Below are 26,302 nucleotides of genomic sequence, written 5' to 3'. Positions count from 1 at the left end.
GGACAGGTCGATGACCAGGGCGCCGTCGGCGGTGCCGTGGCCCGCCAGGCCGTGCCCGCCGCCGCGGACCGCGACCGGCAGTCCGCGGTGCCGGGCGTGCGCGATCGCCACGGCCACCGCCTCCGGCGCGGCGGGCCGCGCGATGAGGGCGGGCCGCCGGTCGATGTCGACGTTCCACACCGAGCGCGCCGCGTCGAACCCGGGGTCGCCCGGCCGGACCAGGATGCCGTCAAAATGGCGGCCGAGCGTGTCGTCCAGGACCTTTCTCATTGGCTGCCTCCCTCCCGTCGTTGGTTTTCTCGAGTGTTCATAAGACCGGTAGAGATTGGCTGAAGAGGGGCTGAAGGCGCGCCGCGCGCGTACCCCCACCATTTCCTGAGTGCTCCTTCAGGCCGGCTCGCGAAAGTGAACGGGACAGCCGTTCGGCCTGCCCTTCGGGCACGGTCCACAGGATGAGGGAAGAAGGGCGATGTCAGATCAGGGAAGCGTGAAGTCCGAGTACGACGTCATCGTGATCGGCGGTGGCCCCGCGGGCGCGTCGACCGCCGGCCTGCTGGCCCTGCGCGGGCACCGGGTGCTCGTGCTGGAACGCGAGCAGTTCCCGCGCTACCACATCGGGGAGTCGCTCATCACCGGATGCGTCGGCGTTCTCGACGAACTCGGCCTCCGGGAGCGGCTCGACGCGCTCGGATTCGTCAAGAAGTTCGGCGGGAGTCTCGTGTGGGGGCGGGACGGCCGATGGGGCTTCAAATTCACCGAGGGTCGGCCGGAATTCCCGCACGCCTACAACGTCCGCCGCGCCGACTTCGACGCGCTGGTGCTCGGGCGGGCCCGGGAACTCGGCGCGCACGTCCGCGAGGAGGCCGCGGTCAAGGGCCCGATCGTCGAGGACGGCCGGGTCGTCGGCGTCCGCTACAAGCTGCGCGGCGGCGAGGAGACCGAGGCGCGGGCGACGATGGTGGTCGACGCGTCCGGCCAGGCGCGGCTGCTCGGCCGCCACCTGACCACCGTCGAGTGGACCGAGGACCTGCGCAACGTGGCGGTCTGGGCCTACTTCCAGGGCGGCGAGCCGCTGACCGGCGACGAGAGCGGCAACATCTTCATCGAGCACGTCCCCGGCGGATGGTTCTGGTACATCCCGATCTACGACGGCACCCACAGCGTCGGCTACGTGACCTCCGCGGCCGAGGCGACCGCCGCCGGGCAGGGGCTGCCGGAGCTGTTCCAGACCAAGATCGCCGAGTCCACCCACCTGAAGGAGATGCTCGCGAACGCCGTCCAGACCAGCGGCCACCGCAACGCCCGCGACTGGTCGTACGCCTGCGGCCGGCTGAGCGGCCCCGGCTGGGTGCTGGTCGGCGACGCCGCGGCGTTCGTGGACCCGCTGTTCTCGACCGGCGTGACGCTGGCGATGCTGGCCGCCGCCGCGGCGGCCAAGGGCATCGACGTCGTCCTGAAGGACCCCTCGCGCGAGGCGGACGTGTTCGAGCGGTACGAGGCCTCCTACCGCGACTTCCTGGAGAACATCGTGTCGTTCGTCCGCTTCTTCTACGACGCCGGGCTCGACCAGGAGGCGTACCACCAGTACGCGCAGGCGCTCATCGACCCGGGGAAGCTGTTCTTCCCGCGCAAGGACTTCGTGACCCTGATCTCCGGGCTCAACTCGCTGCAGCCCATCTTCGACCCGGAGCCGGGCGGCCCGGTGCCGGCCGCCACCTGACCGGCGCGCACGAGGGAGGGGCGGTCCGGGGAATCGGACCGCCCCTCTCGCCGTGCGCCGGGCCTCACACGCAGCGTCACATGATGATGTCGGCCAAAAGGTCCACCTGGGACGGGTCGGGATCGACCGGCAGCAGGATCAGCTCGTCGGTGCCGACCTCCGCGTACTCCTTCACGGTGCGGCGGATGGTCTCGGCGTCCTTCAGCGTCGCGTCGGCGACGCGGTCCGCCACCCACTCGGAGAACGAGTAGTAGCTGCGCAGGTAGTCGCGCGCGTGCCGGTCGGCGTCCTCGCCGACCGAGAAGTACGCCAGCGCCTGCAGGAACGGGGCGCCGTCGCGGCCCGCCGCCTTCCAGGCCCGCCGCGCCTGCTCGGCGCCGCCGGCGAAGGAGTCCGCGCCGTCCGCCCCGGCGATCCAGCCGTCGCCGAAGCGCGCGACGCGGCGGAACGACCGGGGGGCGAACCCGCCGATGATGATCTCGGGGGCCCGGCAGGACGGGCCGATCCCGCCCTCGCCCGCCCAGACCGCGGTCATCTCCGCCAGCATGCGGTCGAACTCCTTCCCGCGCTCGGCGTAGGAGGCGTTCGAGGCGGCGTAGTCGTCGTCGCGTCCGCCCGGGGCCATGCCCAGTACCAGCCGCCCGCCGGACAGCTTGTTGACCGAGGCCGCCTGCTTGGCCAGCAGCGCCGCGTTCAGCCGGCAGGGCGCGATGACGACGCTGGTGGCGAGCCGGATCCGGCGGGTGACCGCGGCCGCCGCGGCCAGCGCGACCAGCGGCTCGTAGTTGTCGAAGACGATCCGGTCGATGGCGGACAGGCAGGAGTACCCGCGGTCCTCGGCGCGGCGCGCCCATTCGAGGATCTGCTCGGGGCCGGCGCCGGGGATGTTGGCGGGCAGGCCGATGCCGATCTGCATGTCGGCTCCTTTCGGGGGTCGGACGTACTGTTCGCCGGGCACGTGGACGGAGCGCCCGCGGGTGTGGGCCGACACCGCGGGCGCTCCTCGGCGGGGCGCGATTGGGGACCGTCAGGGGGTGAGCAGGACGCGCCCGCGCACGCCGCCCTTGGCGAGCATCGCGTGCGCCTGGGGCGCCTGCTCGAACGGGAAGTCCTGCGCCACCCGGAGGGTGAACCGGCCCTGCTCCGCCAGCGACACCAGCTCGGCGAGCCGCGCGCCGTCGGCGGTCACGTGGACGCGATGCACGCTGATGCCCCGCTCGGGCTCGGGCGTCTTCGGCGGGGTCAGCCCGGCGTACGCGCCGCCGTCGCGGACCGCGGCGATCATCTCGGGACCGATGGTCGCGGCGTCGACCAGCGCGTCCACGCCGTCCGGCGCGTGCGCCCGCAGCGCCGCCACCGGGTCGTCGGAGCGCGGCACGAACACCGCGCCGAGCCCGGTGAGGAACGCCTCGTCCTGCGCCGACGCGACCGCCAGGACCCGGTGGCCCCGGCCCGCCGCCAGCTCGGCGGTGTAGCCGCCGACGGCGCCGCCCGCGCCGGTGACGGCGATCGTCGCGCCGGGCGCGGGGTCGAGCAGCTCCAGGATCCGCAGCGCCGTGAGGCCGTTGACCGGGATGGTCGCGGCCTGCAGCGGGGTGGCCCCCGCCGGCGCCCGCGTCACCGACGCGGCGTTCAGCACGACGTACTCGGCGTAGGTGCCGGCCTTGGTGTCGAGCCAGTCCGACATCCCGATGACGGCGTCGCCGGGGGCGAGGCCGGTGACGTCGGGAGCGACCGCGTCGATCTCGCCCGCCACGTCCCAGCCGAGGACGTACCGCGGCCCCGCGGGGAGCATCCCGCCGAGCCAGCCGGCGCGCGCCACGAGGTCGAAGTTGTTGACCGTGGCCGCCGCGACCCGGACGCGGACCTGGCCCGCCTCCGGCTCCGGCGTGGGGATCTCGACCACCGACAGCACCTCGGGGCCGCCGAACGAGGTCATCGCCACTGCTCGCATCGTCGCGTCCTCTCCGCCTCAGGCCTGGTCGTGGAGGTAGGCGAGCCGGCAGGGGTTCGGGTCCACCGAGGTGATGATCCCGCTGACCTCCTTGAAGTAGGACTGGAGGTCGGAGCGGGCGCGCATGTCCTCGAAGGCCTCCTTGCTCTCCCACTCGGTGATGGTGATCAGGCGCTTGCCGTCGTGGCTCAGGTGCATGGCGACCCCGACGTTGCCCTTGTGCGCGCCCATGACGTCGGCGCCCTTGGACATCACCTCGAACAGCCTCTCCTGGTGCTCGGGGTCGGTGTCGAAGATGTTGACCATCGTGAAGTGCGCCTTGTCGGCCGGAATGCGTGCCATCGGGATGGCGTCCTTTCAGTCGTGCCCGCGGTGCGGGCCGTTACCTCGTGGTGGGGGCGATCTCGTCGTGGGTGTAGGCGACGCGGCAGGCGATGAGCTGCACGTCGCTGACCAGGCCGTGGACCTCGCGGAAGTGCTCCTGCCGGTCGGGCAGGGCGCGCATCGCGTCGAAGGCCTCCTTCTTCTCCCACTGCGCGTAGCCGATGAGGCGCGTGCCGTCGTGGCTGAGGTGGAGGCCGGCCGACACCAGGCCGGGGAAGCCGCGGAGCCGCTCCTCGCCCTCCTTGATCACCTCGAAGAGCCGGCGCTGGTTCTCCGGCGTCGTGGTGAAGACGGTGATGGTCGTGTAGTAGTCGTCGTCGGTCGAGATGTGCACCATGGCCGGTCCTCCGCATCGGTGGCTGGCGGGCTCGGGAACGGGCGGTCGGGGGATCAGGGGGTCACGGCGGCGGCGCGGCCGGTGACGGCGTCCAGGACCTTCGCCAGGGCCGTCCCGGCGTCCTCGGCCGCCTCCTCGGCGCGCCAGGCGACGAACCCGTCGGGCCGGACGAGCACCGCGCCCGAGGAGCCGATCCCCGCCGCCTCTGGGAACGCGCCGCCGGGGTCGTCGAGGTCCATGGCGGGGCCGACGGTGTACGCCCGCAGCGGCATGCCCGAACGCTCGGCCTCCCGCCGGGCGGCGCGCGTCCAGGCCGCGCCCTCGGGCCCGGCCAGCAGCGCGTAGGCGTCGCCTGCCAGGTCGACCGAGGACACCCGCTCGCCGTCGCGCTCCAGCCAGACGTGCGGCACGCGCATGCCGGGGCGGCCGTCGATGTTCAGCTCCTCCGGCAGCGCCTCGGTGAACGCCTCACCGACGACGGCGCGCGACGCGTAGCGGTAGCCCATGGTGATGGTGGTCTGGTCGCGCTGGTCGTACTTGGCGGCCTCCTTCGGGGCGCTCCACTGGATGTGGCGCATCCACGCCTGGTCGGCCGTCTCCTTCCCGACGGGGCGGCGCTCGGCCTCGTAGGTGTCCAGGAGCGCCTCGCCGGCCCAGCCGTTGATGACCGCGGCCAGCTTCCACGCGATGTTGTTGGCGTCCTGGACGCCCGCGTTGGCGCCGAACCCGCCGGTCGGCGGCATCACGTGGCAGGCGTCGCCGGCGAGGAAGACCCGCCCGGAGCGGTACCGGTCGACGACCTCGTGCGCCATCCACCAGCCCATGGTCATGTGCACGTCGATGGGCAGGTCGGGCACGCCGGTGGCGGTGCGGATCAGCTCCGCGCACTCGGCGTGGGGGATCCTGCCCTCTTCGATGTCCTCCGGCCCGCAGAACAGGCCGAAGATCCACCGCTCGTCGTCCAGCTTGAACAGCATGCCGGGCGCGGTGCGGTTGGTCAGGTAGAGGATGAGGAACCGGCGGCCGCCGAGGATCGCGTCCAGGTCGGCCTTGAACAGCACGTTCAGCACGTGGCCGACGGTGCCCTCGCCGGACCGCCCGATGCCGAGCGCGGTCCGGATCCGGCCGCCGGCGCCGTCCGCGGCGATCATGTACCGGGCGCGCACGGTCCGCTCGGCGCCGGTGGCGCGGTCGCGGACCGCCGCGGTGACGCCGTCGGCGTCCTGCTCGAACCAGAGCATCTCGGTGTTGAACTCGGCCCGCGCGCCCCGCGCGACGGCCTCGCGGAGCATGATCGGCTCCACCCGGTCCTGGCCGCACCAGACGGGCTCGACCGGGCCGACGTCGTCGAACCGGTTGACGCCCTGCTCCATGACGATGACGTCCCCGTTCACGACGTGGGCCAGGGAGTCGGCGCGCAGGATGGCGCGCGGCAGGTGGTGCGGCGGCAGGTCGGTGCGCGACCAGTACTCGCCGCGCACGACCTTCTCGGCGGTGTCCCAGACGGCCTGCTGGACGCCCACGGTGCGGAACAGCTCCATCGTCCGCGGGCTGACGTGGGTGGAGCGCAGCAGCTGGGAGGTCGTCGTGTTGCGTTCCACCAGCAGGCAGTCGACGCCGTTCTGCCGGAGGAAAAGGGCGGCGGCAAGGCCGGTCAGCCCGCCTCCAATGATCAGTACGGGAACCTCGACATCGGGCACGGTGCGTCCTCATTCGGTCGTGGGCCGCATTGATGAGCGACCAGCCTCATGCGGTAAATCACTCTGCGGCAGATGCTGACCAATCGCTCTAGATTCTCACTGAGGGATCTGTGAAAGGCCACGTCAAGCGGCATGTGGTGTAGTTATTGGCGGGGCCGGCGCTGATCGTTCCCGGGTCTGATAAAACCCTGGAGAAACGCTAGAATCGCTTTCTTCTGTCCTGATCCGGACATTGCCGTCCGGCGGCCTTGTGAAAAGAAATGCGCGTGCCGAGTATGGGGAATCGATGTCGCCCGGTAATTGGCATCGGGCAGTGCACATCCAGCGGACAGTAGGACTTGCAGATGAGCCAGATGACCCTGGAAGAGTTGATCGACATCACCCGCGCCCAGGCCGGCGAGGCCGAGCAGGGCGTGCTCGACGGCGATGTCATCGACGTGCTCTTCGAATACCTCGGCTACGACTCGGTGGCCCTGCTCGAGGTCGTCAGCGAGATCAAGCACCGCTTCGGCGTCGACCTGTCCGACGAGGCGGTCGGATCGGCCCGGACCCTGCGCAAGCTCCTCGCCCTGATCAACCAGGCCATCGACGGCGACGTGAAGCGAAGGAGCGCGTGATGCCCGCTACACCGGCCACTCCGGTCAACCCCGTCCCGGACGACCTCCACGCCCAGCACCTGATCCTGCTGGCCTGCTCGGGCCGGCTGTCGCAGCTGGTCGAGCTGCTCATCGAGTTCGAGATCGCCGACCGGCTCGCGGACGGCCCGCTGCCCGTCGAGACCCTGGCCGAGCAGACCGGCACCCACGCCCCCTCGCTCTACCGGATCCTGCGGACCGCCGCGTCGGTCGGCCTGTTCGCCGAGACGGAGACGAAGGGCACCTTCGAGCTGACCCCGCTCGCCGACGGGCTGCGCTCCGGCAACCCCCGCGCGGTCCTCGCCCTCGCCAAGTACAACCGCATGGACCTCACGCAGCGCGCCTACGCCGAGCTGCGGCACAGCGTCCGGACGGGCGAGCCGGCCTTCGAGAAGGCGTTCGGCGTCCCGTTCGTCGAGTACCTGCAGCGGAACCCCGAGGTCGACGCCTACTACGACGGCTTCATGTCGCACTGGAGCCGGCAGTTCGTCGAGCAGGAGCTCGCCCAGTGGGACCTGGCGCGGTTCCGCCGGATCGCCGACCTCGGCGGCGGCGACGGCTTCTTCCTCGCCCACGTGCTGAAGGCGTTCCCCGAGACCACCGGCCACCTGATCGAGCTGCCCTGGATGGCCGAGAAGGCCGCCAAGCTGCTCGCCGAGCACCAGGTGGGCGACCGCGCCGAGGTGGTCGCCGGCGACCTGCGGACCGCGGACGTCCCCGGCGACTGCGACTGCTACTTCATCAAGGCCGTCCTGCACGACCTGAACGACGAGGACGCCGGGCTGGTCCTGCGCCGCGTCCGGTCGGCGATCGGCGACCGGGACGCCCGGCTGCTGGTCGTGGACTCGGTGCTGGAGCCGGGCAACGCCTGGGACCACGGCAAGTTCCTCGACCTGGACATGCTCGTGCTGCACGGCGGCCGGGAGCGCACCCTCGACGACTGGAACGCGCTGTTCGCCGGGGCCGGCTTCGAGCTGGTCTCCGAGCCCGTCTACCACTGGACGCTCCTCGAGTGCCGTCCGGTGTGATCACCGAACCCAGGAGGTACCCCATGCCCGCGCCCGCGGTGCCGCGCGAACGGCTGCACGACATCCTCACCACGCACATCGGCCTGGAGCCCGAGCAGATCGACGACGGGCTGTCCCTCGCCGAGCTCGGCATCGACTCGATCGGCGTCATCGAGCTGGAGAAGGTCCTGCAGGACGACTACGGGATCAGCCTGCCCGACGAGTCGCAGGCGATGACCATCGCCGAGATCCACGCCCACATCAACGCCGCTCCGGGGAGTGAGAACTGATGGCCAACTCGATCGACAACTCCATCCACATCGACGCGCCGATCGAGCTGGTCTGGCGGACGATGAACGACGTCCGCCGCTGGCCGAGCCTGTTCACCGAGTACGCCTCGATCGAGGTGCTGCACGAGGAGGGCACCACGGTGCGCTTCCGCCTCACCATGGTCCCCGACCCCGACGGGACGGTGTGGAGCTGGGTCAGCGAGCGGACCTGGGACGACGCGACGAAGTCGTCGCGGGCGCACCGGGTCGAGACCGGGCCCTTCGAGTACATGCGCATCTACTGGGACTTCCGCACCGAGGGGGAGGGGACCCTCATGCGGTGGCGGCAGGAGTTCGAGGCCAAGCCCACGGCGCCGTTCACCGACGAGGAGATCACCAAGCGCCTCAACGACAACACCGCGATCCAGCAGGCGGTGATCAAGGAGAAGATCGAGCGGATCGCGCTCGGCGGGGCCGAGATCGGCCGCAAGTGAACCGGACGGCCCGCCCGCGCGCCCGCACGGCGCGCCAGCGGGCCGTCTCGAGGAGACAGCCATGCCACAACGAAGCCTGCACTCCCGGTTCGCCGACTCGGCCGCCCGGCATCCGGACGCCGTCGCCCTCGAACTGGCCGGCGACCGCCTCACCTACCGCGAGCTCGACGAGCTGGCGGCCCGCGTCGCCGGCCGGATCGCCGCGCGGTGCGGCGGCGCGCCCCGCGCCGTCGGCCTGCACGCCTCGCGCACGCTCGCCGCGTACGCGGGCTACCTGGCGATCCAGCGGCTCGGCGCGGTGACCGTCCCGCTCAACCCGTCCTTCCCGGCGGAGCGCAACGAGCGCGTCATCGCGGCCGGACGGGTCGAGGCGGTGGTCTCGCAGGACCCCGGGTTCGCGGCCGCCGTGCCCGTCATAGGGCTGGGCCCGTCGTTCCCCGGCGAGCTCGCGGGCGAGCGGCCGGCCCCGGCGCGACCGGCCGGGGACACCGCCTACATCCTGTTCACCTCGGGATCGACCGGGGTCCCCAAAGGGGTGCCCGTCGGCCATGACAACCTGTCGGCTTACCTGGACCACGTCGTCCCGCGCTACGGGCTCGGCCCCGGCTCCCGGGTGTCGCAGACCTTCGACCTCACCTTCGACCTCTCCGTCTTCGACCTGTTCGCCTCCTGGGCGTCCGGCGCGGCCGTCGTCGTCCCGCGCCGCGGCGAGCTGATGAACCCGGCCCGCTTCGTCACCGGGCGGGGGATCACCCACTGGTTCTCGGTGCCGTCGCTCATCTCGGTGGCGCGCCGGCTCGGCCGCCTCACCCCGGCCTCGATGCCGGATCTGCGATGGAGCCTGTTCTGCGGTGAGCAGCTCACCGTGTCGCAGGCGCGGGCCTGGCGGGACGCCGCCCCGAACGGCGTCCTGGAGAACCTGTACGGGCCGACCGAGCTGACGCTGAGCTGCACGCAGCACCGCTACACCGAGGGCCTCACGCCGCTCAACGGCACCGTGCCCATCGGCGACCCCTATCCCGGCCACGACGTCCTGGTGATCGGCGAGGACGGGGTCCCGGCGCCCGCCGGCGAGCTGTGCGTGCGCGGCCCGCAGCGCTTCGCCGGCTACCTGGACCCCGCCGACAACGCCGGGCGCTTCGTCGCCTTCGAGGCCGGACGCGCCACCGCGTGGGACGGTCCCGGCCCGCCGGGGCCCGAGCTCTGGTACCGGACGGGCGACCTCGTCCGGCGCGAGGCGGGCGGCCTGGTCCATCTCGGCCGCACCGACCACCAGGTCAAGGTGCAGGGCTACCGGGTCGAGCTCGGGGAGATCGAGTCGGTGCTGCGCGACCAGCCCGGCGTCCAGGACGCCATCGTCGTGGCGGTCTCGCAGGGCGACGGCGCGATGGCGCTGCACGCCGTCCACACCGGTGAACGCCTCGGCCACGAGGAGCTGAAGGCGGCGCTCGCGCGGCGGCTGCCGCCGCACATGATGCCGCGCTCGCTCACGCACTGGGAGACGCTGCCGCTGAACGACAACGGCAAGGTCGACCGCCGCACCATCGCCGACTCCATCGCCGAAGAGAGGGAGCACTGAGATGCAGCGAGTGCTTTTCATCGACCGGATGCGGCCCGAGGACGCGCCGGCCGTCGCCAGGATCTGGACCGAGCACGACGGCACCGGGCTGCCCGAGCGGATCGGCGTCGTGAACCGGACGCTCTACCGCTTCCACGGCCTCTACGTCCACATGGTGGAGGCGCGCGACGACCTGCCCGGCGACCTCACCGAGCGGATCTTCGCGGCCCGCACCGATCCGGCGTTCGTCGACACGCGCGACCGCCTGGCCGCCCATCTCGAGCCGTACCTGCCGGAGTTCCGGACCCTGAAAGACACCCGAGCCGAGCAGTTCTACCGCTGGCAAGCATGACGGAAAGGCCTTCCATGTCCGGTCTGACCAAGGTGTCGATGGAGGACGTCAGCCCCAGCCGGCGGCTCGGCGGCGGCATTCGCCCGCTGCTCAGCCCCACGTCGGTCGGGGCGACCGCGGGCTTCCTCGGCACCATGTCGCTCGACCGCGGCGACTTCGTCGCCGCGCACTACCACCCGTACTCCGAGGAGTTCATCTTCGTCGCCGAGGGCAGCGTGCTGCTGCGGATCGACGAGGACGAGCTGCTCCTCGGCACCCACGAGGCCGCGATGGTCCCGAAGACGCGGTCGCACCGCATCGAGAACGTCTCGTCGTCGCCGGCGCTGCTGGTGTTCCAGATGGCGCCGCTGGCCCCGACGCCCGAGCAGGGCCACGTGGAGGTCGAACCCGTTCCCTACCCGGACGCGCCCCCGCCGTCCCTGCGGACGAGGTGACCACGATGCGCAGAGCCGTCATCACCGGCATCGGGGTCGTCGCGCCCGGCGGGGTCGGGACCAAGCCGTTCTGGGAGCAGATCACCTCGGGGCGGCCGGCGACCCGGCGCGTGACCCTCTTCGACCCCGAGGGGTACCGGTCCCAGATCGCCGGGGAGGTGGACTTCGACCCCGTGGCCGCGGGGCTGCGCCCCGACCAGGCCGCGGGCCTGGACAGGATGGTCCAGTTCGCGCTGGTGTCGCTGGCCGAGGCCCTCACCGACGGCGGGCTGCCGCTGGACGGCGCCGACCCCGGCCGGACCGGGGTGAGCGTCGGCACGGCCGTCGGCTGCACGATGGGGCTGGAGAGCCAGTACGCCAAGGTCAGCTCCAACGGCCGCGACTGGCTCACCGACCACACGCTGGCCGCCGACAACCTCTACGACTTCTTCGTCCCGACCTCGCTGGCCCGCGAGGTCGCCTGGGCGGCGGGCGCCGAGGGGCCGGTCACCGTGGTCTCGACCGGGTGCACGTCGGGCCTGGACGCCGTCGGCCACGCGCTGGAGCTGGTCCGCGAGGGCGCCGCCGACATCATGATCACCGGCGCGACCGACGCGCCGCTGTCCCCGATCACCTACGCGTGCTTCGACGCGCTGCGGGCGACCTCGCCCGACAACCACGACCCCGAGGGCTCCTGCCGGCCGTTCGACCGCACCCGCAACGGCTTCGCGCTGGGCGAGGGGTCGGCGATCTTCGTGCTGGAGGAGTACGAGCACGCCCGCCGGCGCGGCGCGCACGTCTACGCCGAGCTGTCGGGGTTCGCCACCCGCTGCAACGCCTACCACATGACCGGGCTGAAGGCCGACGGCAAGGAGATGGCCGAGGCGATCCGGTCCGCGATGGACCAGTCGCGGATCGACGCCGACGGCTTCGACTACATCAGCGCCCACGGATCGGGCACCCGGCAGAACGACCTGCACGAGACGGCGGCGTTCAAGGACGCCCTCGGCGCCGCCGCCTACCGCACCCCGATCAGCTCGATCAAGTCGATGATCGGGCACTCGCTCGGCTCGGTCGGCTCGATCGAGATCGCGGCCTGCGCGCTGGCGATCGAGCACGGCGTGGTCCCGCCGACCGCCAACCTCCGCGAGCCCGACCCCGACTGCGACCTGGACTACATCCCGCTCGTCGCCCGCGAGTACCCGGTCGGCGCGGCGCTCACCGTCGGCAGCGGGTTCGGCGGCTTCCAGAGCGCGGCGGTGCTGCGCAGGCCGGAGGCGGCATGAGCGGCCGGATCGTGGTGACCGGGGCCGGGGTGCTCGCGCCCAACGGCCTCGGCGTCGCCGACTACTGGCGGGCGACCCTGGCCGGGCACGGCGGCGTCGCCGTGCCCGAGCGGCTCGACCTGTCGCCGTACCCGCTCAAGGTGGCCGGGGAGATCGCGGGGTTCGAGCCGGCCGGCGTCGTGCCCGGACGGCTGATCCCGCAGACCGACCGCACCACCCGGTTCGCCCTCGCCGGGGCGTCCTGGGCGCTGGAGGACGCCGCCGCGGACCCGTCCGCGGCGGGCCGCTACGACGTCGGCGTGGTCACGGCGAACGGCTGCGGCGGGTTCGAGTTCGGGCAGCGCGAGCTGCAGAAGCTGTGGAGCCAGGGACCGCACCGGGTCAGCGCGTACCAGTCGTTCGCCTGGTTCTACGCGGTGAACACCGGCCAGCTCTCGATCCGGCACGGCGCGCGCGGCCACGGCTCCGTCGTCGTGACCGAGCAGGCCGGGGGCCTGGACGCGCTCGCCGCCGCGCGCCGCAAGCTGCGCGACGGGACGCTCCGCCTCGCCGTCACCGGAGGGGTGGAGGCGCCCCTGTGCCCCTGGGGCGTCACGGCCCAGCTGCCCAACGGCCTGCTGAGCGAGGTGCCCGACCCGGACCGCGCCTACCTGCCGTTCGACCGGGACGCCTCCGGATACGTCCCCGGCGAGGGCGGCGCGATCCTCGTCATGGAGACCGAGGACGCGGCCCGCGAGCGGGGCGCGCCGCACGTCTACGGCGAGATCGCCGGGTACGCCGCCTCCTTCGACCCGCCGCCGGGGTCCGACCGGCCGCCCGTGCTCACCAAGGCCATCGCCGGGGCGCTCGACGACGCCGGCGTGCGCGCCGACCAGGTCGACGTGGTCGTGCCCGACGCGATGGGCGTGCCGGCGATGGACCGCGCCGAGGCGGCGGCGCTCTGCGAGGTGTTCGGGCCGCGCGGCGTGCCCGTCGCCGTGCCCAAGACGATGACCGGGCGGCTGTACTCCGGCGGCGGCCCGCTGGACGTCGTCGCCGCCCTGCTGATGATCCGCGACGGCGTGGTGCCGGCCGCGGCCAACATCGGCGACATCCCCGCCGAGTACGGGCTCGACGTGGTCCTGGAGCGGTCCCGCGACCTGCCGGTCCGCACCGTCCTCGTCATCGCCCGCGGGCTCGGCGGCTTCAACTCCGCGCTGGTGGTGCGCGGGGTCCCGCAATGACCCGCCACGGAACGGAGGCCCTCTGATGGGACGGATCTCGGTCGCGGACGGCTACTACACCCTGGTCAACATGTTCACCGTGCGGCCGGAGGACCAGCGCCGCATGTACGACGAGATCGTCGACGTCACCGGCGTCATCAGGCGATTCCCCGGCTTCGTGTCGGCCAACGTGCACCTGAGCGAGGACGGCACCCGGGTCGTCAACTACGCGCAGTGGCGCAGCCGCGAGGAGTTCGAGGCGATGCGGACCCACCCGAGCGTGCAGGACCACTTCAGGCGCTGCCGCGCGCTCGCCGAGATCGACTCGGTGTTCTGCTCGGTCGCGTTCGCGCACGGCGGCGCGGCCGGCGCGCCGGTCGCGGGAGGCGGGCGATGACGGTCACCAACGGCGGGCGGCCGCGGCCCGGCCCGGCCCGGACGGAACCGGCGGCCGAGGACGCGTGGCTGCGCTGCGACGGCTGCGGCGCGCTGGTCTACGGCCGCAAGTTCGACCGCAACCTGAAGGTGTGCCCCGACTGCGGGCACCACGGGAGGCTGACCGTCTGGGAGCGGCTCGAGCTGCTCCTGGACCCCGGCAGCCTGCGCCGCTTCGGCGAGACGGTCCGCTCCACGGACCTGCTCGGCTTCACCGACACCAAGCCGTATCCCCAGCGGCTGGCCGAGAACCGCAGCCGGACCGGCAACCCGGCCGCCGCCGTCTGCGGGCACGCGAGGGTCGAGGGCCGGCCGGTCGTCGTCGCGGCGCTGGACTTCGCCTTCCTGGGCGGCAGCATCGGCGCCGCGGTCGGCGAGCTTGTCGCGCGGGCGGCCCGGACCGCGCTGCACGACCGCGTCCCGCTCGTGATCATCTCCGCGTCGGGCGGGGCCCGCATGCAGGAGGGCGCCATCTCGCTCATGCAGATGGCGAAGACCAGCCAGGAGCTGAACCGGCTGCACGCGGCCGGGATCCTGGTCGTCAACCTCAACCTCAACCCCACCTTCGGCGGCGCCACCGCGTCGTTCTCCATGCTCGGCGACGTGATCATCGCCGAGCCGGGCGCGCGGATCGGGTTCGCCGGGCCGCAGGTGATCCGGCAGACGATCCGCCAGGAGCTGCCGCAGGGGTTCCAGACGGCGGAGTACCTGCTCGACAACGGCCAGATCGACATGGTCGTGCCGCGCGAGGGACTGCGCGCGATGCTCGGCCGCGTGCTGCGCCTGCACGCCCCCCGGCCGCGGAGGCGGGCGCCGCAGGACGCGGCACGTCCGCCCGCCGCCACGGTCACCGACCCCGCCGAGCTGGCGGAGCGGCCCGCCGCCGACGTGGTGGCGCGGGCGCGTTCCGTCGAGCGGCCGACCACGCTGGACTACTGCGCCTACATGTTCGGCGACTTCGTCGAGCTGCACGGCGACCGCGCCCGCGGCGACGACCCGGCCGTGGTCGGCGGCCTCGCCGACCTGGACGGCCGCACGGTCGTGGTCATCGGGCACCAGAAGGGCCACGACGTCGCGGAGATGGTCCGGCGCAACTTCGGGATGCCGCACCCGTGGGGCTACCAGAAGGCGTACCGGCTCATGCAGTACGCGGCCAGGTTCGGGTTCCCGCTCGTCACGTTCGTCGACACGCCGGGCGCCTACCCCGGGATCGAGGCGGAGAGCAACGGGCAGGCGTTCTCGATCGCCCGCTGCCTGGAGCGCATGTCGGACCTTCCGGTGCCCGTCGTCTCCGTCGTCACCGGGGAGGGCGGCAGCGGCGGCGCACTGGCGCTGGCCGTCGCCAACCGGGTGCTGATCCTCGACAGCGCGTACTTCTCGGTCATCAGCCCGGAGGGATGCTCGACGATCCTCTTCGGCAGCGCGGAAGCGGCGCCCCGCGCGGCCGAGCAGCTCCGCCTCACCCCGCCCGACCTGCTGCGCCTCGGCGTCGTGGACGGCGTGATCCGCGAGCCGGGCGAGGGCGCGCACGCCGAGCACCTGGCGACCGCCGACCGGATCAAGGCCGCGCTGCTGGAGCAGCTCGACGAGCTGGCGGCGCTGTCCGCGGCGGGCCCCGGCCCGCTCGTCGAGGCGCGCTACCGGCGGTACGCCCGGTTCGGGGACCCGGCCGGGATCACGACCACCGAGGACCGGGACCATGGACAGCGTTGACACCGGCGCGGGCGCCGGGGACATCGACCGGATCCGCACGCTGAGCAGCACCGTGAGGGAGATCGTCGACGGGCTCCCCGGGCGCGTCCAGCGGGTGACCGTCCGGGCGGGCGAGCTCTCGGTCGACCTCAGCTTCCACACGCCCGAGGGCGGGACGCCCGCCGCCGCGGTCCCGGCCGCGGCGGCCCCGGCGGTCCCCGCGGGCGCGCCCGCCGAGGCCGGGGCGGCGGACGGCACGGCCGGCGAGGCCGTCCGCGCCCCGCTGGTCGGCACCTTCTACGGGCGGCCGTCCCCGGACGAGCCGCCGTTCGTCGAGGTCGGCGACGTCGTCGAGGAGGGCCAGCAGGTCGCGCTGATCGAGGCGATGAAGCTGTTCAACGCGGTCACCGCGGCCGTCCGGGGCCGGATCGCCAAGGTCCACGTCGCCGACGGCGACATGGTCGAGTACGGCCAGCCCCTGTTCGACCTGGTGCCGGAGGGCTGAGGAGGATGCCGTGTTCAGCAGGGTGCTCATCGCCAACCGCGGCGAGATCGCGGTCCGGATCATCCGGGCCTGCCGCGGGCTCGGCCTGTCCACCGTCGCCGCCTACTCGACCGCCGACGCGGACTCGCTGCACGTGGCGCTCGCCGACGAGGCCGTGTGCGTGGGCCCGCCGGCGCCGCGCCGGAGCTACCTCGACATCCCCAACGTGATCGGCGCCGCGCTCAGGACGGGCGCGGACGCCGTCCACCCCGGCTACGGGTTCCTCTCCGAGGACCCGTACTTCGCCGAGATCTGCGCGCAGAACGGCATCACCTTCATCGGCCCGCCGCCGGAGGTCATGGAGTCGGCGGGGGACAAGGCGATCGCGCGCCGGCTCATGGGGGAGGCGGGGCTGCCGCTGCTGCCCGGCACGACAGAGCCGGTGGCCTCCCTCGACGCCGCGCTGGAGGTGGCGGACCGCGTCGGCTACCCGGTGGTGCTCAAGGCGGTCGCGGGCGGCGGCGGCCGGGGCATCTCGATGGCGGCGTCGCGCGCCGAGCTGCGCGAGACGTACGCCAGGACGCGGAGCGGGGCGCAGGCGGTCTTCGGGGACAGCCGCGTCTACCTGGAGCGCTACCTGCCGGTCGCCCGGCACATCGAGTTCCAGGTGCTCGGTGACGCGCACGGCCGGATCGTCCACCTGGGCGAGCGCGACTGCTCGGTGCAGCGGCGCCACCAGAAGCTCGTCGAGGAGGGGCCGTCGCCTGCCCTGGACGACGACCTGCGGGCCGAGATGGGGGAGGCGGCGCTGCGGGGCGCCAAGGCTCTCGGCTACCGGGGCGCGGGGACCGTGGAGTTCCTCCTCGACGACGACGGCCGGTACTGGTTCATGGAGATGAACGCGCGCATCCAGGTCGAGCACCCCGTCACCGAGATGATCAGCGGCGTGGACCTGGTCACCGAGCAGATCAGGATCGCCGCCGGGGAGCCGCTGGCCTTCGACCAGGCCGACGTGCGGCTGACCGGGCACGCGATCGAGGTGCGGGTCAACGCCGAGGACCCCGACCGCGGCTTCGCGCCGACCCCCGGGACGCTCGCCGAGTTCCGTGCGCCCGGCGGCCCCGGGGTGCGGATCGACTCGCACTGCGCGCCCGGCGCCGCGATCCCGCCGTACTACGACTCGATGATCGCCAAGTTGATCGTCTGGGACCGGGACCGGCCCGCGTGCCTGCGGCGGATGCGCACGGCGCTGGACGAGCTGGAGGTGGAGGGCCCGGGGCTGCGCACCACCGTGCCGTTCCACCGGCGGGTCCTGGAGCACCCGGTGTTCCGCGCGGGCGGGACCCACACCGATTTCGTCGACCGGTATCTGCGGGGGTGACCGGCGATGGCGACGACCGACGTCTGGTTCCTCGGCGGGCCGGCCCCGGCGGAGGCGGACCTCGTCCTGTTCTGCGTGCCGCACGCGGGCGGCGGCGGTGTCGGGTACAAGCCCTGGAGCGCGATGCTGCCCGCGTCCGTCCATGTGCAGCCCGTCCAGCTCCCGGGACGGGAGACGCGGGCCGCCGAGGCGCCGGACTTCGATCCGGCCGACCTGGCGCGGGCGCTCGCCGCCCGCGCCCGGGGCCTGCCCTACGCGATCTACGGCCACAGCATGGGCGGCGTGCTCGCCCAGGAGGTGGTCCGCGAGCTGATGCGGCTGGGCGAGCCGCTGCCCGAGCGGCTCGTGGTCGGCGCGAGCCACCCGCCGCACGCCGAGAGCGCGTGGATCGGCCGCTGGCGGAGCCTGCGGGACGAGGACCTGCTGGAGGAGATCATCGCGCTGGGCGGCACGCCGGAGGTCGTGCGGCGGCATCCGCGCCTGCGGGACCGGCTGGTGCGCGTGCTGCGCGCGGACGTCGGCTGGCTGTCCGGGTACCGGCTGCCGCCGGCGGAGGAGATGCGGTGGGAGCTCCCGGTGCCCATCGCGGCCATCGCGGGCGCGCGCGACCCGATCGCCCCGCCCGAGGCGATGGCCGCCTGGCGCGACCTCACCTCGGGCGGGTTCACGCTCACCGTCATCGACGCGGGCCACTTCTTCCACCTGGACGCCCCGGCCGAGATCGCCGGGCTCCTGCCGGCCGGGCCCGCCGCGGCGAGGACGCCGGCCGGCCCGTGACCCGCTCCCCGTCACGCGGCGTGTCAAGAGGCGCGAAGGTGAGCACCGCGTCACCCGCCCCGCCGGAAAATAAGGGCGCCCTGCGGCCGGGTAATCCGGGCGCCCGGTGCAACCCTCCGTGATGCGCACTCTGCATTCCGTCATTCATTTGCCGCGAGAATGATCACTCGCATTCGCGGTCACTTGTGCCGGCCGCCGGTATCCGGGGTTCATCGCCTCGTCAGCGGACGTTATATCCGATGGCCTCGCCGTTTCCGCCGGACCGGCGGTCGCGATGGCCGGATACGGCCAACGGATCCCTTGAATCGCGCCCGACGTGGACATAGGTTTAAATCACCCGAACACTGCTAGGTTGTATGCGTTGTAAACGTATCGACCGGCATGCGATGAAGGGGGTCCAAAGATGGCGGCCGACGCATTTACTAGAAAGTTGAATTAGTTTCCGCCTGTGTTGGTCGGATGTTTCTTTGCGGTGCCGGACGGTCTCCGTAGGTGGCGGACACCGGGGCGGCGAGTGCAACTGGGGATGATGATTCCATGCAGTTTCGACTGTTGGGCGGTCTTGACGTCTCTACGGGCGGTGAGGAGCGGATCATGCTCCCGCCCAAGCTGCGCACCATCATGGCGATGTTGCTCATACTGCACGACCAGGTCGTTCCCACCAGCCAGTTCATCGACGAGATATGGCTGGGGGACCCGCCGGTCACGGTCGTGGCCACCATGCAGACCTACATCTACCAGCTCCGCAAGCTGCTCGGCATCGGCGAGTCCGGGCACGAGCAGGGCATCGCGCTGCTCACCGAGCCGTCGGGCTACCAGCTCCAGGTGGCCCCCGAGTGCATCGACGTCCCGGTCTTCGAGCGCTGCTTTCAGGCCGGCCAGAAGGCGTTCGCGGAGGGCGACTACACGCGGGCCGCCAACTCGCTGGAGAGCGCCCTGTCGCTGTGGCGGTCCCAGGCGCTCGCGGACGTCCAGAAGGGACCGTTCCTGGAGTCGTACGCCGCGCACCTCGAGGAGACCAAGATCCAGGTCACCGAGCTGCGCATCGACGCGTACCTGCAGCTCGGACGCAGCCTGGACGCGATCCGCGAGCTGAAGTCCCTGATCATCAACCAGCCCCTGCACGAGGGCCTGCACTCCAAGCTGATGCTGGCGCTGCACCGGTCCGGCCGCCGGCACGAGGCGCTGGCGGTCTTCGGCCGGCTGCGCCGCTCCCTGGTGGACGAGCTCGGCATCGAGCCGTCGCCGCCGGTCCAGCGGCTGCACCGCGCGCTGCTCGCCGCGGACCCGTCGCTGGACCTGCCCGCGGTGCGGGCCGCCGAGGACGTGCTCACCGCGCCCACGGTGGTCGCCGTGCCCGCCCAGATCCCCGCCGACATTCCCGATTTCATCGGCCGCGATTTCGTGCTCGGCCGGCTGGAGCAGACCTTCCTGCAGAGCGGCAGAAAGCAGGCTCCGCCGATGGTCTCGATCACCGGAATGGCCGGGGTGGGCAAGTCCGCATTGGCGGTCCGGCTCGCCCACCGGGTGCGGCAGCGCTTTCCGGACGGTCAGTTCTTCGCCGCGCTCCGCCGCAACGGGGCGGCGGCCGATCCGTCCGATGTGCTCGCCGACCATCTGCACGCGATCGGTTTCGCTCGCAGCCAGATACCGGCCGCGCTGGAAAGCCGCAGTCAATTGTTCTGCAGCTGGTGCGCGGACCGCCGGGTGCTCATCGTCCTCGACGACGCGATGAGCGAGGAACAGGTGCGGCCGCTGCTGCCGGGAAGCCCGCACTGCGCGGTGATCATGACGAACAGGTCACCGCTCTACGGGATTTCCGGGCTGCGCACGTTCGAGATCAATCCGCTCGCGGAGGACGACGCGGTCGAGCTGCTCGGGATGATCGTCGGCCGCCGGTGGAGCGGTCCCGAGCGCCAGGCCGCCCGGTCCATCGTCGACTACTGCGAGAACCTGCCGCTGGCCGTGCGCGCGGTCGGCGCCCGGCTCGCCCGTCCGGCGTCGCCCTCGCTCGACCGCTGGGTGGCGAGCCTGGAGTACGGCCGCCGGCGCATCGAGGAGCTGTGCTCGGGCACCTTCGACATGTGGACGCGGCTGGAGCAGAGCTACCTCGAGCTCGACGACTCCGCGCGGACGGTCCTCCTCCTGCTCGGCCGGCACGCGCCCGCCCGCTTCGGCGTCGAGGAGATGGCCCGGCGCTTCCAGATCGACTCCTTCGAGCTGGAGCGGATGCTGTCCGCCCTCGTCGACGCCCGGCTGCTGCTCGTCGAGGCCGACGGCGCGGGGGAGACCCGGTACGTGCTCCTCTCCATGATCCGCGCCTTCGCCCTTGAGCGGTTCACGGCCGAGCTCGGCGAGCACACCGAGGCGGCCGTGGAAGCCGGCGACGGAACCGTCGACGACGACTGGGACGAGCCTACGGTCCCCCTCGCCCCGCCCCCGCAGCTCGCGCTGATGAGGCCCGGCCCGAGCCACTGACGCCGGCCCCCGGCGCGTCCCCCGGAACCCGACCGCACCGTCAGGCGCACGGACTGCCCACCGCCGCTCCCCACGCTCCCCTCCACCCGCCTCTTCCAGGCCCGTCGCCCTCGCGAACGCGGCCGGACCACCCGACAGGCCGTTTCACAGCCGTGCGTGCGCCGCACTGAGGCGTTCGTCGTCCGGGCGCGCCGATCGATCGCCGGAGACCTCGTCGGCCCAGTCGAGCAGCCGGTGCAGGTGCTCGTCGACGAGCGCGGCGCCGACGCCCGGGTCACCGGCCGCGACCTCCCCGCCGGTGCCGTCGATGGTGATCAGCGTCCCTTCGGGGACGACGCGGTCGCCGACCCGCGCGCACCCCGCCCCGGCGTCGACGGTGAGGCCGGCCGCGTCGACGACCGCGGCCTTGCCCATGGCCCGCGCGACGACGGCGGCGTGGCTCGCCGGCCCGCCGCGGCTCGTGACCACCCCGGAAGCGGCGGCCAGGCCGTGCATGTCGAGCGGTGAGGTGACGGGACGCACCAGGATCACCGGCCCCTCGGCGGCCATCCGGACGGCCCGGTCGGCGGTGACCGCGACGCGTCCGGTCGCGACGCCCGGGCATGCTCCTCGGCCGCGCGTGAGGAGGTCGATCCCGAGGCCGGTCCGTATCCGCGGGGTGCGGGCGCCGCGGAGATGCCGCGGTGAGATCCGCCGCAGGGCCGTGCGCCGGTCGATGAGCCCTTCGTCGGCGAGGTCGACGGCGACGCGGACCGCGGCGCGGCCCGCGAGGCCACCGGGCCGTACCTGCAGGAACCACAGGTCGCCGGTCTCGAAGGTGAACTCGACGTGGCAGGCGTCGCGGTAGTGCCGTTCGACGCGGTGCAGGGCCGCCACGAGGCGCTCCCATACCGCCGGCTCCCGGTCGGCGAGCTCGGACAACGGCCGGGTGCTGGAGCGCCCGGAGACGACGTCCTCGCCCTGCCCGCCGAACAGGACATCGCCGAACGGCGTCCTGCCGCCCGTGTTCGGGTCGCGGCTGAAGGCGACGCCGGTACCGCTGCGCCCGTCCCGGTTGCCGAACACCATGGCCTGCACGATCACGGCCGTGCCGAGGTCGTGGGGGACGCCGTGCAGTTCGCGGTACGTGACCGCGCGCGGGTTGTTCCAGGACGAGAAGACCGCCCTCACCGCCGCCCGCAGCAGGCTCATGGCGTCGTCGGGGACGGCCATGGCGGCGGCCGCCGCGTCCGCGCCGACCGCGTCCGCGAGGTCCGGGATCCCGTTCGTCGCGGTCGCGAAGCTCATGAGGAACCGGCGGCGCGTCTCGTCCGCGAAGACCGGGTCGCCGGTCTCGGCGGCCAGCGCGGCGGTCGCCTCGGTGGTGAGACCGAGGTCGAGGACGGTGCTCATCATGCCGGGCATCGACACGGCGGCGCCCGACCGGACCGACACCGCGAGCGGGCGCGGGCCCGCACCGAAGCGCCTTCCGGTCGCGGCCTCCAGCCGGCGGACGGCGGCGGACAGATCGGCGTCGAAGCCCTCCGGAAGGCGCCCGTCCCGGAGGAAGGCTCGGCAGGCGGGGGCGCCGATGACGAAACCCGCCGGCACGGGCAGGCCGAGGCGTCGCAGGACGACGAGCCCGTGGCCTTTGCCGCCGAGAACGTCCGCCGACTCACGCGCACCGGGGGCGAGGGGATGGATCCAGCGCATCGGAACGCGATTCACCGGCGCGGGATGCCGAGGGTGGCGAGCAGGTCCTCGTGGAGCTGGAACCACACGGTGTGGTACGAGGTGGTGCTGTCCGTCAGATGCTCCAGAGCACCGGACCTGGCCCGGCCGAGCGCGGCGGTGAGCCGCACCCGGTACCGCCCGAACCGGGGCAGCGCCGCGGACAGGTCCGCGGCGACGGCTCCGGCGCGTCCGTCCAGGTCGGCGAAGCGGTTCAGGACGCGGGCGTCGTACACCGGGTCGGAGTGGTCGTTCGGTGCCATCGCGCCGTCCACGGTGCGCAGCTGCCATGCGGAGCAGAGTTCCAGCAGCTCCGGGTTCAGCACCATGAACCTCCGGTAGGCCGCCGTCAGCGCGTCCCGGGTACCGGCGGCGTCGAGCTCGCGGACGGTCCGCCGGGCGTCCTCGGCGCGGCCGGCCTCGGTGAGGCCCCAGGCGCCGCACTCCCCGGGCGACCGCGTCACCCAGCCGGCCACGGCGAGGTCGATCAGGTGGGACTCCGCGTCCGCTTCGGGGAGCCCGGCCGCGTCGGCCACGCGGGGCAGCCCGGCGTGGCCGACGCACCGGAGCGCGTGCAGCACGATCGACTCGGTCATCGCCCGTTCGCTCCGCTCGGCCGCTCGGCCGGGGCGGAGGCGGTCGCCGCGGCGTAAGCGGCGCCCCTGCCCTCGGCCCGAGCGACGACCTTCCCGTCCCGTATGCGCACCGCGACCTCGGTGTCCTCGGCCGTGCCGGCGCCGGCGGCGGCCGCGAGCAACGCCCGCTCGTCGAGGACGAGGCGCATCGGCGGACCGGCCGCCGGGCCGAACGCCCGACGCAGGCACACGGCGAGGTCGGCGATCCGCAGCCGGACGAGCGCCCCGATCTCGGCGGGGTCGTCCGTCACCAGCGCCACGGTGACCGCCTCACCCCGATGGGCCGCGCGAACCGCCTCCTCCGCCGCACGGAGACGGCCCGTCCCGAGGACCACGACGATCCCGTCCTCACCGAAGCCGGCGGGACGGTCCGTGATCGCATCCGTCAGCTCCTCGGGCGGCGTCCATGCGTCGTCGCACAGGCGCGGCGCGGCGACGTACGGCAGATGGGGCGGGTACCAGGCGTCGTCCGCTTCGAGACCGGCGAGACGCCGGCAGGCGCGGGCCACCTCGAACGGGTCGCCGAAACCGGGCGCCGTTTCCGCGAGATGGGCAGCCCCGTGCAGCAGGGTCAGGATCAGCTCCGCCGCCCGCACGCGCCGTCCCGTCCCCGGCCCCGCGCACGATTCCAGGGCGAGTGCCAGCAGCAGGGCTTCCAAGCTCGCGAGCTGGGCCATCGCCGTGCGGCCCGGCTCATCGGCGAACACCCCGGTCAGCGAACGCGACTTCAGCTTGCTGGCGTCCGGCGCGTCACCGGCCAGCGGCAGCCGCTCGAGCCAGACGCGGGCGAAGGCCTCCGCCCCGTCCGCCGCGCCGGCGGCCTCGAACGCGCCGGCGGCGGCGGGCTCGTCCCGCTGTACGGAGTCGAGCAGCACCGCCAGGTACAAGGACCGCTTGCTCGGGAAGTTCGAGTACACGGCGCCGCGCGTCAGTTCGGCGCGGGCGGCGATGCGGTCGACCTTGGCATCGGCGAAGCCGTGCTCGGTGAACTCCTCCACCGCCGCCGCGAGCACGGCGGCTCGCGTCCGAGCCTGCTGCTGCGCCCGGGTCAGCCGGACCATCGGCCCCTCCTCGCGTACCTCGACGGCGCTCAGGATACTCTGAACATCCAGATGATGAGAACATCTCGATCCGCCTCAAGGGTCTCGGGGACCCGTGCGCCGCGCTAGCGCCGGATGACCGAGCGGATTCAGGCGAGTTGCCGCGAGACCTCCCCGGCCTCGGCGACCCTCTGCCGGTCGGAGCCGTCGAAGTCACCGAGAAGGGTCTCGCCGCCGCGCGGCGCGACGCTCATGATCGGGCCGCCGGAGTCGCCGCCGGCGGGAATCCCGGACACCTTCACCATGCAGAAGTCCGAGCCGCCCGGTGCCGTGTAGCCCTCGCACCGGCGATCGTCCGGCCGCACGACCCGGAGGACCGACTGCTTGAGGACGGGGGACCGGCAGGCGTTCTCGTCCGTGGTGCAGGTGGCGCCCTTTCGCAGGTCGAGGCCGCCGACCCGGAACGAGATCCGTCTGTCGGCGATCGGCTGAACCTGCTCGAAGGAACCAGCACACGGACTCGACGCACCATCGGGAACCGCTCCTCTTCACCCGGGCATTGACCTTGCGGTGAGACACACCGCCGGGCCCAAAAGTTCCTTGGAAGCCGGCGCGACGGCCCGCCGCGTTCCGCGAAGGGCGCGGCCGGAATGGGGGAATTCGCGATTTTTCGGTTTGACCAAAGGTTGGCGATCACCGGTTTTTGCGGCATTGGCCTTCGGGGAACCCTGCTGGATGCCGCCCTCCGCATGGGGTGCCGTCGATCGCCATGCGGTCCGTCATCCGCGATAGGAGAGGCGTCCATGGACTCACCGCCGGCGCCGGCGGATGCGCCTGGTGGCCCGTCGCGCCCGCCGGCGGACCGGGTCAAGGAGGGAGTCCTGGCGATCCTGCGGGGGTTGGCCCAGGTCGACTTCCAGCCCGGCCATTGGACCGGGCTCATCTTTCTCATCGCCCTTTTCGTCGGTGGCTGGCAGTTCGGTGCCTTCGGGCTTCTCGGCTGCGTCACCGCCACCCTAACCGCGTGGTCGTTCGGGGTTCCTTGGAAGCGGGTCTCGGCGGGTCTTGGGGGGTTCTCCGGGACGCTGGTCGGTGTCGGCCTGGTGCTCTACCTCGGGGCGAGCTGGGTGACGCTCCTCGTGGTCATCGGCGCCGCGATCGGGGCGAGCATGGTCGATTCGGCGTTGAACGTCCTGCTGAAGCCGTACGGCCTGCCGGCGCTGACCGCGCCGTTCTGCGTGGTGACGCTGCTGATGCTGATCGCGGCGCCGTCCTTTCACCGGGTGTGGGTCCGCCATCCGCGCACTGTCGCGCCGTCGGTCGCCCATCCGGGCACGGCGGTGTCGTGGACGGACGTCTGGCACGGCTTCTTCAACGGGTTCGGGCAGGTGTTCTTCCAGGACAAGTGGTACGTGGGGCTGATCTTCCTGGTGGGTCTGGCGGTGTCGAGCCGGACGGTCGCGGCGGTGGCGTGCGCGGCGAGCCTGATCGGGCTGCTGATGGGCTGGTGGCTCGGGGCGCAGGCGGCGGACCTCGGCGCGGGCCTGTACGGCTACAACTCGGTGCTGGCGGGGATCGCGCTGGCCGGGACGTTCGTCGTGCTGGGCCCGGTCTCTCTCGTTTACGCGGCGGTCGGGGCGGCGACCGCCGCGGTGACGACCCCCGCCATCACCAACACGTTCAGCATCATCGGCGGCCACGCCCTGACCTGGCCTTTCGTGCTGGTCACCTGGGTGTTCCTGGCCGCCGTCCCGACCCTGTCCACGCTCCGGCGGACCGCGTGACCGGGCCGGGGAGCCGCGCCGTGCTGGCGGTCGGCGGGCACGAGAGCCTTCCCGCGCACAGCCCGCCGGGCGGCGGCTCCTTGCCCGGCGCCCACGGGATCTACGACCCCGGACGGGGACTCAGGTCCGCGCTGGGGGACCGCCCGCGCGCCGTGGTGGTGCCGATGACGCTCGGCCGCGACCCCGGCCTCGGGCGGGCGGCCGCGCAGACGCTGGCCTGGGCGGGGCGCGACCGGCCGGGCGACCTGCTGCTCGCCCCGCCGCTCGGCACGATCACGCACCTGATCGGGTGGATCCGGGCGGCGGTCCTGAAAGCGATCCGCGAGGAAGGGGCTCGCGGTGCGGTGCTGATGGTGGCGCGGGCGGCGGACCCGGAGGCCGACGCGGAGCTGTTCAAGGTCGCGCGGCTGGTCGGGCGGTATCTGCCCGTCCGCTGGGTAGAGGTCGCCTTGACGGACGGTGACCCGGACGTGGCCGAGGGTGTCGAGCGCTGCCGCCGGCTGGGCGCCGGTGAGGTCGTGCTGGTGCCCGCTTCGCTCGTCCCGCCCAAGCCCTGTCCCGCGGAGGACCGCGTC

The 26,302-nt window shown here is 72.9% G+C and carries 28 protein-coding genes; 18 read left to right on the top strand and 10 right to left on the bottom strand.

The window, feature by feature from the left end:
• A partial coding sequence (locus ABZ914_RS19225; protein WP_500194465.1) for an FAD-binding protein occupies positions 1 to 270 on the bottom strand: 270 nt, incomplete at its 3' end.
• 199 nt (positions 271 to 469) lie between these two features.
• Between ABZ914_RS19225 and ABZ914_RS19220 the strand changes: the two genes are divergently transcribed.
• The gene (locus ABZ914_RS19220) at positions 470 to 1,720 is read left to right on the top strand and encodes an NAD(P)/FAD-dependent oxidoreductase (protein ID WP_500194463.1); all 1,251 of its coding nucleotides are present in this window, start codon (positions 470 to 472) and stop codon (positions 1,718 to 1,720) included.
• A 76-nt stretch (positions 1,721 to 1,796) separates the two neighbouring features.
• Here ABZ914_RS19220 and ABZ914_RS19215 read toward each other — a convergent pair whose 3' ends face one another.
• The 5 genes from ABZ914_RS19215 to ABZ914_RS19195 form a co-directional block, all read right to left on the bottom strand.
• The gene (locus ABZ914_RS19215) at positions 1,797 to 2,636 is read right to left on the bottom strand and encodes an LLM class flavin-dependent oxidoreductase (RefSeq protein WP_500194462.1); all 840 of its coding nucleotides are present in this window, start codon (positions 2,634 to 2,636) and stop codon (positions 1,797 to 1,799) included.
• A 111-nt stretch (positions 2,637 to 2,747) separates the two neighbouring features.
• Positions 2,748 to 3,674, bottom strand: a complete 927-nt coding sequence (locus ABZ914_RS19210) for an NADP-dependent oxidoreductase (protein ID WP_500194460.1) — start codon at positions 3,672 to 3,674, stop codon at positions 2,748 to 2,750.
• 18 nt (positions 3,675 to 3,692) lie between these two features.
• A complete protein-coding gene (locus ABZ914_RS19205; RefSeq protein ID WP_190855282.1) occupies positions 3,693 to 4,016 on the bottom strand; it encodes an antibiotic biosynthesis monooxygenase family protein in 324 nt (107 codons plus the stop codon).
• A 40-nt stretch (positions 4,017 to 4,056) separates the two neighbouring features.
• Complete coding sequence (locus ABZ914_RS19200; protein WP_208265935.1) at positions 4,057 to 4,395, bottom strand: antibiotic biosynthesis monooxygenase family protein; 339 nt, start codon at positions 4,393 to 4,395, stop codon at positions 4,057 to 4,059.
• A 53-nt stretch (positions 4,396 to 4,448) separates the two neighbouring features.
• The gene (locus ABZ914_RS19195) at positions 4,449 to 6,095 is read right to left on the bottom strand and encodes an FAD-dependent monooxygenase (protein WP_500194458.1); all 1,647 of its coding nucleotides are present in this window, start codon (positions 6,093 to 6,095) and stop codon (positions 4,449 to 4,451) included.
• A 344-nt stretch (positions 6,096 to 6,439) separates the two neighbouring features.
• On the opposite strand from ABZ914_RS19195, the gene ABZ914_RS19190 reads away from it, so the two are divergent.
• The 15 genes from ABZ914_RS19190 to ABZ914_RS19120 all read left to right on the top strand — a co-directional run bounded on the left by ABZ914_RS19190 (position 6,440) and on the right by ABZ914_RS19120 (position 20,558).
• Positions 6,440 to 6,712 (top strand): acyl carrier protein, encoded by a 273-nt coding sequence (locus tag ABZ914_RS19190; protein WP_190855288.1) that lies wholly within the window; start codon positions 6,440 to 6,442, stop codon positions 6,710 to 6,712.
• Complete coding sequence (locus ABZ914_RS19185; protein WP_500194455.1) at positions 6,712 to 7,758, top strand: methyltransferase; 1,047 nt, start codon at positions 6,712 to 6,714, stop codon at positions 7,756 to 7,758. The genes ABZ914_RS19190 and ABZ914_RS19185 overlap by 1 nt, the downstream gene beginning before the upstream one ends.
• 23 nt (positions 7,759 to 7,781) lie before the next feature.
• A complete protein-coding gene (locus ABZ914_RS19180) occupies positions 7,782 to 8,027 on the top strand; it encodes an acyl carrier protein (protein WP_208265932.1) in 246 nt (81 codons plus the stop codon).
• A complete protein-coding gene (locus ABZ914_RS19175) occupies positions 8,027 to 8,500 on the top strand; it encodes an SRPBCC family protein (protein ID WP_190855294.1) in 474 nt (157 codons plus the stop codon). The genes ABZ914_RS19180 and ABZ914_RS19175 overlap by 1 nt, the downstream gene beginning before the upstream one ends.
• Before the next feature lie 61 nt (positions 8,501 to 8,561).
• The gene (locus ABZ914_RS19170) at positions 8,562 to 10,079 is read left to right on the top strand and encodes an amino acid adenylation domain-containing protein (RefSeq protein WP_500194453.1); all 1,518 of its coding nucleotides are present in this window, start codon (positions 8,562 to 8,564) and stop codon (positions 10,077 to 10,079) included.
• Position 10,080: 1 nt separating this feature from the next.
• Positions 10,081 to 10,410: a TcmI family type II polyketide cyclase gene (locus tag ABZ914_RS19165; protein ID WP_500194452.1), complete on the top strand. Its 330-nt coding sequence runs from the start codon at positions 10,081 to 10,083 to the stop codon at positions 10,408 to 10,410.
• 14 nt (positions 10,411 to 10,424) lie between these two features.
• A complete protein-coding gene (locus tag ABZ914_RS19160) occupies positions 10,425 to 10,844 on the top strand; it encodes a cupin domain-containing protein (RefSeq protein ID WP_500194450.1) in 420 nt (139 codons plus the stop codon).
• 5 nt (positions 10,845 to 10,849) lie between these two features.
• On the top strand, positions 10,850 to 12,109 hold the full coding sequence (locus ABZ914_RS19155; RefSeq protein ID WP_500194449.1) for a beta-ketoacyl-[acyl-carrier-protein] synthase family protein: 1,260 nt from the start codon (positions 10,850 to 10,852) through the stop codon (positions 12,107 to 12,109).
• Positions 12,106 to 13,332, top strand: coding sequence for a ketosynthase chain-length factor (locus ABZ914_RS19150; protein WP_190855305.1), 1,227 nt, complete (start codon positions 12,106 to 12,108; stop codon positions 13,330 to 13,332). Before ABZ914_RS19155 ends, ABZ914_RS19150 begins: the two co-directional genes overlap by 4 nt.
• A gap of 25 nt (positions 13,333 to 13,357) precedes the next feature.
• Positions 13,358 to 13,708, top strand: coding sequence for an antibiotic biosynthesis monooxygenase family protein (locus tag ABZ914_RS19145; protein ID WP_500194447.1), 351 nt, complete (start codon positions 13,358 to 13,360; stop codon positions 13,706 to 13,708).
• Positions 13,705 to 15,459, top strand: a complete 1,755-nt coding sequence (gene accA, locus ABZ914_RS19140; protein WP_500194445.1) for an acetyl-CoA carboxylase carboxyl transferase subunit alpha — start codon at positions 13,705 to 13,707, stop codon at positions 15,457 to 15,459. The genes ABZ914_RS19145 and accA overlap by 4 nt, the downstream gene beginning before the upstream one ends.
• On the top strand, positions 15,446 to 15,943 hold the full coding sequence (locus ABZ914_RS19135) for an acetyl-CoA carboxylase biotin carboxyl carrier protein (RefSeq protein WP_500194444.1): 498 nt from the start codon (positions 15,446 to 15,448) through the stop codon (positions 15,941 to 15,943). Before accA ends, ABZ914_RS19135 begins: the two co-directional genes overlap by 14 nt.
• Positions 15,944 to 15,953: 10 nt before the next feature.
• Positions 15,954 to 17,303 carry an acetyl-CoA carboxylase biotin carboxylase subunit gene (accC, locus tag ABZ914_RS19130; protein ID WP_500194442.1) on the top strand — a complete coding sequence of 450 codons (1,350 nt, stop codon included), beginning with the start codon at positions 15,954 to 15,956 and terminating at the stop codon, positions 17,301 to 17,303.
• A 6-nt stretch (positions 17,304 to 17,309) separates the two neighbouring features.
• On the top strand, positions 17,310 to 18,080 hold the full coding sequence (locus ABZ914_RS19125) for a thioesterase II family protein (protein ID WP_500194441.1): 771 nt from the start codon (positions 17,310 to 17,312) through the stop codon (positions 18,078 to 18,080).
• A gap of 594 nt (positions 18,081 to 18,674) precedes the next feature.
• A complete protein-coding gene (locus tag ABZ914_RS19120) occupies positions 18,675 to 20,558 on the top strand; it encodes an AfsR/SARP family transcriptional regulator (RefSeq protein WP_500194440.1) in 1,884 nt (627 codons plus the stop codon).
• A gap of 144 nt (positions 20,559 to 20,702) precedes the next feature.
• On the opposite strand, the gene ABZ914_RS19115 is transcribed toward ABZ914_RS19120, so the two are convergent.
• The 4 genes from ABZ914_RS19115 to ABZ914_RS19100 all read right to left on the bottom strand — a co-directional run bounded on the left by ABZ914_RS19115 (position 20,703) and on the right by ABZ914_RS19100 (position 24,308).
• Entirely contained in the window at positions 20,703 to 22,265 is a 1,563-nt protein-coding gene (locus ABZ914_RS19115; RefSeq protein ID WP_500194438.1) for a pyruvate, phosphate dikinase, read from the bottom strand.
• Complete coding sequence (locus ABZ914_RS19110) at positions 22,262 to 22,864, bottom strand: transcriptional regulator (protein WP_500194437.1); 603 nt, start codon at positions 22,862 to 22,864, stop codon at positions 22,262 to 22,264. Before ABZ914_RS19110 ends, ABZ914_RS19115 begins: the two co-directional genes overlap by 4 nt.
• Entirely contained in the window at positions 22,861 to 23,964 is a 1,104-nt protein-coding gene (locus ABZ914_RS19105; RefSeq protein ID WP_500194435.1) for a TetR/AcrR family transcriptional regulator, read from the bottom strand. Before ABZ914_RS19105 ends, ABZ914_RS19110 begins: the two co-directional genes overlap by 4 nt.
• A gap of 128 nt (positions 23,965 to 24,092) precedes the next feature.
• On the bottom strand, positions 24,093 to 24,308 hold the full coding sequence (locus ABZ914_RS19100) for a hypothetical protein (protein WP_500194433.1): 216 nt from the start codon (positions 24,306 to 24,308) through the stop codon (positions 24,093 to 24,095).
• 438 nt (positions 24,309 to 24,746) lie between these two features.
• Here ABZ914_RS19100 and ABZ914_RS19095 point away from each other — a divergent pair, with 438 nt between their 5' ends.
• Positions 24,747 to 25,727 carry an urea transporter gene (locus tag ABZ914_RS19095; RefSeq protein ID WP_500194431.1) on the top strand — a complete coding sequence of 327 codons (981 nt, stop codon included), beginning with the start codon at positions 24,747 to 24,749 and terminating at the stop codon, positions 25,725 to 25,727.
• Positions 25,724 to 26,302: sirohydrochlorin chelatase (locus tag ABZ914_RS19090; RefSeq protein ID WP_500194429.1), on the top strand; the 579-nt coding region annotated here is incomplete at its 3' end. The genes ABZ914_RS19095 and ABZ914_RS19090, both read left to right, overlap by 4 nt.

Source organism: Spirillospora sp. NPDC046719 (assembly GCF_040645715.1).
Lineage (GTDB): Bacteria > Actinomycetota > Actinomycetes > Streptosporangiales > Streptosporangiaceae > Spirillospora.
This window is presented reverse-complemented; position numbering and strand designations above follow the sequence as displayed.